This window comes from Micromonospora sp. NBS 11-29 (genome assembly GCF_002140155.1).
GTDB lineage: Bacteria > Actinomycetota > Actinomycetes > Mycobacteriales > Micromonosporaceae > Micromonospora.
Map to the genome: position 1 here is coordinate 81,064 of NZ_NAPR01000025.1, position 6,563 is coordinate 87,626.

The 6,563-nt window shown below is 69.0% G+C and carries 5 protein-coding genes, 1 tRNA gene and 1 pseudogene; 4 read left to right on the top strand and 3 right to left on the bottom strand.

The features are described 5' to 3' along the window. The 4 genes and pseudogenes from B1205_RS25870 to B1205_RS25885 form a co-directional block, all read left to right on the top strand. Positions 1-2,047: thiamine pyrophosphate-dependent enzyme (locus B1205_RS25870; protein ID WP_089157992.1), on the top strand; the 2,047-nt coding region annotated here is incomplete at its 5' end. Positions 2,048-2,158: 111 nt separating this feature from the next. Continuing rightward, the gene (locus B1205_RS25875) at positions 2,159-2,596 is read left to right on the top strand and encodes a DUF3052 domain-containing protein (protein WP_089157979.1); all 438 of its coding nucleotides are present in this window, start codon (positions 2,159-2,161) and stop codon (positions 2,594-2,596) included. A gap of 8 nt (positions 2,597-2,604) precedes the next feature. Then, positions 2,605-2,987, top strand: a pseudogene (locus B1205_RS25880) (redoxin domain-containing protein). A gap of 79 nt (positions 2,988-3,066) precedes the next feature. After that, positions 3,067-3,141 (top strand) — tRNA-Val (locus tag B1205_RS25885). A 74-nt stretch (positions 3,142-3,215) separates the two neighbouring features. Here the strand turns inward: B1205_RS25885 and B1205_RS25890 are convergent. The 3 genes from B1205_RS25890 to B1205_RS25900 all read right to left on the bottom strand — a co-directional run bounded on the left by B1205_RS25890 (position 3,216) and on the right by B1205_RS25900 (position 6,481). Then, positions 3,216-3,911, bottom strand: a complete 696-nt coding sequence (locus B1205_RS25890; RefSeq protein ID WP_254910204.1) for a site-specific integrase — start codon at positions 3,909-3,911, stop codon at positions 3,216-3,218. Positions 3,912-4,093: 182 nt separating this feature from the next. Further along, complete coding sequence (locus tag B1205_RS33620) at positions 4,094-5,008, bottom strand: AlbA family DNA-binding domain-containing protein (protein WP_441338566.1); 915 nt, start codon at positions 5,006-5,008, stop codon at positions 4,094-4,096. A 625-nt stretch (positions 5,009-5,633) separates the two neighbouring features. Beyond that, positions 5,634-6,481 (bottom strand): IS5 family transposase gene (locus tag B1205_RS25900; RefSeq protein WP_441338564.1). Its coding sequence is split into 2 segments (ribosomal slippage): positions 5,634-6,361 and positions 6,361-6,481, totalling 849 coding nucleotides; the frame shifts between segments, so codons are not numbered across the junction. Positions 6,482-6,563 lie beyond the last annotated feature (82 nt).

The window sequence follows — 6,563 nt, forward strand, 5'->3', positions numbered from 1 at the left end:
CGGCGAGGCGGGTCGGCTGCCGAGTGGGGTCGGCGTGATCGTGGACTCGGACGGCGACGCGACTGTCGGCGTACCCGGTCTGCCGCCGCTGTCGCTCGACGACGCCTACGCGGCGGCGGCGCGTGACGTGCTGCGCGGGATGGTGGCCTCCGCCGCGGATCCGATCGCCGGGGGACGGCACAAGGTCTTCGGGCGGGCCGACCTCGCGGTCGTGCCGACCACCTCCACCATCGCCTCGCACCTGCCCCGGGCCGTGGGCCTGGGGTTGGCCCTGGAGCGGCTGCGCCGCAGCGGGCGGCGGGGCGACGGTGACCCGGCGGAGGTGGCGGCCTGGCCGGCGGACGCCGTGGTGGTCTGCTCCTTCGGCGACGCCTCGGTCAACCATGCGACGGCCGCGGCCGCGTTCAACACCGCCGGCTGGTACGACCACAGCGGGCTGCGGATCCCGGTGCTGTTCGTGTGCGAGGACAACGGGCTCGGCATCAGCGTCCGCTCGCCGCACGGGTGGGTGGCGACGACGCTGCGGTCGCGGCCCGGCATCCGCTACTTCGCCGCCGACGGCACGGACGTGGTCGAGACCTACCGGGTGGCGGCGGAGGCGGCGGCCTGGGTACGCCGGCACCGCCGGCCCGCCGTGCTGCACCTGGACACGGTACGGCTGATGGGGCACGCCGGGGCGGACGCGGAGACCGCGTACCGGAGTCCGGCGGAGATCGCCGCGGACGTGGCCCGGGATCCGCTGCTCGCCACCGCCCGGCGGCTGGTGGCGGCCGGGTACGCCAGCGGCGAGGAGCTGCTCGCCCGGTACGACGAGCGGGGCTGGCAGCTACGCCGGATCGCCGAGGAGGTGCTCGACGAGCCGAAGCTGGCCTCCCCGGTCGAGGTCGTCGCGGAGTTGGCGCCGCGCCGGCCGGCGCGGGTGGCCCGGATGGTGGCCGACTCGGCGGCGCGGGCGGTGGGGCCGGGCGCCGGGGCGCGGGCGGAGGCGTTCGGCGGCAAGCCGCCGGAGTTGACCGGGCCGCTGACGCTGGCGCAGAGCATCAACGCGGCGCTGGCCGACGGCATGCTCGACCACCCCCGGATGGCCGTGTTCGGCGAGGACGTGGCCGCCAAGGGCGGGGTGTACGGGGTGACCAAGGGGCTGCGGGACCGCTTCGGGGCGGCCCGGGTGTTCGACACGCTGCTCGACGAGACGTCGATCCTCGGGCTCGGGCTGGGCGCCGGGCTGGCCGGGATGCTGCCGGTGCCGGAGATCCAGTATCTGGCGTACCTGCACAACGCCGAGGACCAGCTCCGCGGCGAGGCGGCCACCATGCGTTTCTTCTCCCGGGGGGCGTTCCGCAACCCGATGGTGGTGCGGGTGGCCGGCCTGGCCTACCAGGAGGGCTTCGGCGGGCACTTCCACAACGACAACTCGCTGGCGGTGCTGCGCGACGTGCCGGGGCTGGTGATCGCGGTGCCGGCCCGGCCGGACGACGCCGCGCCGATGCTGCGTACCTGCCTGGCGGCGGCCCGGGCGGACGGTGCCGTCTGCGTCTTCCTGGAGCCGATCGCGCTCTACCACACCCGCGACCTGTACGCCGAGGGCGACGGCGAGTGGCTGGCCGAGTACGCCGAGCCGGCCGCCTGGGCGGACCGGCACGTACCGGTCGGCCGGGCCCGGGTGTACGGGATCGGCTCGGCCGACGACCTGACCATCATCACCTTCGGTAACGGGGTGCGGATGTCGTTGCGGGCCGCGGCCACGCTGGCCGACGAGGGCGTCGGCACCCGGGTGGTGGACCTGCGCTGGCTCGCCCCGCTGCCGGTGGCCGACATCATCCGGGAGGCCTCGGCGACCGGCCGGGTGCTGGTGGTGGACGAGACGCGGCGCACCGGCGGGGTGGGGGAGGGCGTGCTGGCCACGCTGGTCGACACCGGCTACGTCGGCGCGGCGCGACGAGTGGCCGCCCTTGACTCGTTTGTACCATTAGGTCCGGCTGCTCAGCAGGTGCTGGTCTCGGTGGAAGCCATTACCCAGGGTGCCCGTACGCTGCTGGCACGGTAAATTCCGTTCCACCCGGTGTGCCACTTGCGCCGTGAGCCGCAACTGTGTGGACTGGGCGCGACGGCGTCACCCGACGCCACGAGCAGGGATGAGACGAGGAGGCACGCGACAGTGAGCGCGACCGCTGGTCAGGCCGCCGACGGGGTACGCAGCCTGGCGGACCGGTTCGGGATCGAGCCGGGCATGGTCGTCATGGAGATGGGCTACGACGACGACGTCGACTCCGATCTCCGAGACGCCCTGACCGACCGCTGTGGGGATCTGGTCGACGAGGACACCGACGAGGTGGTCGACGCGGTTCTGGTCTGGCACCGCGACGGAGACGGTGATCTCTTCGAGGTGCTCGTCGACGCCCTCGGGCCGCTGGCGGACAACGGCGTGGTGTGGCTCCTGACGCCCAAGTCCGGCCGGGACGGCCACGTCGAGCCGAGCGAGGTCGCGGAGAGCGCGCAGACCGCCGGGCTCCAGCAGACCTCCACCATCAACGCCGGCCGCGACTGGAGTGGCGCCCGCCTCGTGCTGCGCCGCGGGTCGAAGACCAAGAAGTAGGAGAACGCATGCCCATCGAGGTTGGTGCCGAGGCGCCGGACTTCCTGCTCAAGGACCAGAACANGGCGAGCTGTGCGAGGTGCGGGACAACCTCAACGAGTACGTCAGCGACGACGTCCAGGTGCTGACCGTCAGCGTCGACTCGGTCTACGCCCACAAGATCTGGGCCGACCGGGAGGGCTTCCAGTTCCCGCTGCTGGCCGACTTCTGGCCGCACGGCGCGGTGGCCCAGGCGTACGGCGTCTTCAACGACGTCGCCGGCATCGCCAACCGGGGCACCTTCGTCATCGACAAGGCCGGCGTGGTCCGGTTCGCCGAGATGAACATGCCCGGCGAGGCGCGCGACCAGCAGGGCTGGCGCAAGGCGCTGGCGGAGGCCGTCGCCGCCTGAGATCCCACCCCAGACACGTTCGACCGGGCCGGAGGCCGGCAGGTAAGCTTGCCGCTCCGGCCCGCCGTACGGGCGTTCCGGGCGCGTAGCTCAGTGGGAGAGCACTCGCCTTACAAGCGAGGGGTCGCAGGTTCGAAACCTGCCGCGCCCACCACTCATCAGCAGCGAAAACCGCCCCAGGAAGATCACTCCCCAGGGCGGTGACAGCAACGGTGACAGCAGTAACGCTCAGGACAGCCGTCCGTCGAGCTTGCCGAGCGCCTGGCGCATGGCGTCGAGGTTGGTGTGTGAGTAGACCTTGAGGGTCAGTTTCACATCCGCGTGCCGGGCGATGGCCTGGACGACGTGCGGCGGGACGCCCAGCTCCATCAGCAGGGACACGACGGTGTGCCGCAGGTCGTGTAGCCGGACGTCCGGACAACCGGCCCGCTCCCGCAGCGCCGCGAAGTGGCGGTTCAGGTTGCGGGGCTCCATCGGGGTGCCGACCTCGGAGGGGAAGACCAGGCCGTGTTCCTGCCACACCTCGGCCAGCCGGGCGCGTTCCCGGCGCTGGCGCTCCTGATGGTCGAGCAGTACCAGCCAGGTCCAGTCGGGCAGAGGAAGGATGCTCTCCGACTCCTCGGTCTTGGTGTCTTGCAGGTGCAGCCCGGCGGCAGTCCGCTGGACGGTCTGACCGATCGCGGCAGTGCCGGCGTCCAGGTCCAGATCTGACCAGCGCAGCCCGAGCAGTTCCCCACGCCGGAGCCCGAGCGTGGCCGCCACGACGTAGAGCGGGTGCAACCGGTGGCCCTCGGTCGCGGCGAGCAGCTTGCGGACCTGCTCGACGCAGCAGCGTTGACGTGTTGTGGGCAGCCGGCAGCCGGCCGGGCCGCGCGGCCACGAGTCCGCGCGGCGAAGGGGAGTGCACGCCGGCCGCGTCGGCAAGCTGGAGGCAGTCGCGGGGCTGCGGTTAGAGCGCCTCCGGCGGGGGCGCTCCGGCTCCAGGACGGCCGGGGTTGCGTTGGCGGGTCGCGGTCCGTGGGTGGTTGCGGTAGGCCATCCCGCCTGCCATCGACCCGGGCAAGCCGAGCAGACCATCGCCCGACCCGCCAGCGTCCGAACGTGCGTCAAGGTCCGCTTGACGTGGCGGGCCGGGCGGCGGCCNTCCCAGGAGGGCGGGTCGATGGCAGACGGGATGAGTTGGAGCCCGGTGCGGTAGCCGGGAGATGCCCGCCTCGCATTAGAGCGCGACCGGCGGAAAGCCAGGCATGTATTGCCGGGCCAGAGATTGGAATTGAACCCTCATCACGTCGGCGAACAATTGAAATGAAAGCACCCTCTAGGCGGTCGCCAACTATTGCTCCATGCACGATGAACGGTTTAAGCTCCTCGGGTTGAGGCGGTACTTTCACGAGGATAAGGAAAGCCTGCGGCTCGACCTCCGCTATCGCAACTTCGAGCCCGTCGACCGGAGGGTAAATTCGCTGGTCAATTATCGACCTGTATCGGGCGGCAGTATTCCTGGAAACGTCGAGGACTGGCGTGATGCGAGATATCACCTCTTCGCCCTTCGTTCTTTTCGTTCGCATCCCCACAATGAGAATGCCGCCTCTTTCGGCGTTCGCGAACCTAGCAACGTCTTGGGCCAGCTCAACCTTGTCGGCCTCATTGCTGAGCAGGTATCCCTGCGACTTAACTTCCAGAGTCGCGGATTCCGGCTGGCCGATCAGCGCGCTGAACTTGCCCGAGCGTAGAAGAGCCCAGAGAGGTTCGAGCTGAGGGCTACCGCGACCTTCTAACGTGCGCATCAGCTCCGACATCTCATCTGCCAGTCGAAGGACCTGCCCAACAGTCCTGCCTCGACGATCAATGTCGACCCGGACATGCCAGATGCAATACTTGTCGAAGCCCTCAGGCTCAACTTCTCGAAGACGGGCGCGGTGTCTACCCAGTAGGTAGGCTATCGACGTAGTCACATCGCTGTCGTCTAGATCCGCCTCAAGATACAGACTCAGCTCTAAGGTGAGGGTGCGTGACTGCATGAGGTCGATATTGCAGTCCGCGTAAGGAACATAGTCCTCATATGCCAACTCTGATTCAACTTCTTTGAAATAGAGCGAGAGGGCACGAAAGTCGCGCCCGGACGTGCGCTCTCCGAGCAATCCGTAATCCTCGGCCGCCGCAATAAGTGCACGCCTAAGAGAAGCGAGGGAAACGTCCTCTACGGCCTCGCGCGGGGCGAGAAACTCGGCGGCGTCATTTAGCCGAATCGCGAAGCCGTCACTCGTCAGCAGCGCTGGGCTATGGGTTCGCCAATTGGGCACGTACCGAACCTGACTTAGTGGCACCGGTCCACGATCGCACGCCCACCGGACTTTGTCAGTCCTGCTACGCGGCCTGTGCGGCGACGCCGAGACGCCGCCAGGCCGTCAACGCGACCTGAGAGCGCGTTTCACATTGCTATCAGTCGGGTGTGTTGAAGGTGAGGCGTTGTTGGNTACTCGACCGGCTGGAGCACGTCGTCCAGCGCGACCCGTTCACCGGCCGGAGCTTCGCCAACTACGCTTTCGATCTGACGGTGCTCAGTCTGGCGGAGGAAGCAGAGGCCTTCGACTGGCGCTGGATTGACGACAGACGCAGCCCTGCGCTCTTACCTCAGAGCGCGTTTCACATTGCTATCAGTCGGGTGTGTTGAAGGTGAGGCGTTGTTGGNCGGGTGGCGGCTTCGCCTCGGGCAAGGCGGCGGAGCATGCCGCCGAGGGCGGCCCACCGAATCATGGCCTCGGACGTTGCGCGGTGGGTTTCGTAGTCGCGGGCCAGGCGGCGGTGCGCGGTGATCCAGGCCAGGGTCCGCTCCACGACCCAGCGGCGTGGGTGCACGACGAACCCTTTCTGGTCGGCGGGCTTACGGACGATCTCGACGGTAGTGCGCAGCAGGTCTCGGGCCCAGTCGACGAGGCGGCCGGCGAAGCCGGTGTCGGCGAAGACATGCCGGATCGGCGTGGCCGCGTAGGTGGCCAGTAGTGCGCCCTTGGCGCCGTCGCGGTCCTGCCAGGACGCGGCCAGGACCCAGACGGTGACCAGCAGACCAAGAGTGTCGGTGACGATGAACCGTTTCCGGCCGTTGATCTTCTTCCCGGCGTCGTAACCGCGGGAGTCCCGCGGCACGGTGTCAGCGCCTTTCACGCTCTGCGAGTCGATGATCCCCGCCGTGGGCTCGGGCTCCCGGCCGTGAGCCACCCGAATCTGCTCACGTAGCTCGGTCAGGATCCGCTCGGTCACACCCCGCCTGTTCAACCGGGCGAAGTGCGCGTACACGGTCTGCCACGGCGGAAAGTCCACCGGCAGGTACCGCCACGCGCAACCAGTGCGCACCACGTACAAGATCGCGCGATCACGGCCCGCCGGGGATGCTTCTCCGGTCTGCCCATCCACTGCGGGGACGGCAACATCGGCTCGATGATCTCCCACTCGGCGTCGGTCAGGTCAGACGGGTACCGCCGCACTCGATCCATACCCGTCTACCGACCCAGCTACATCCATCGACCGGACCCACTGTGCGGCACACCCGACCCACCCACAAACCAAACGCGCTCT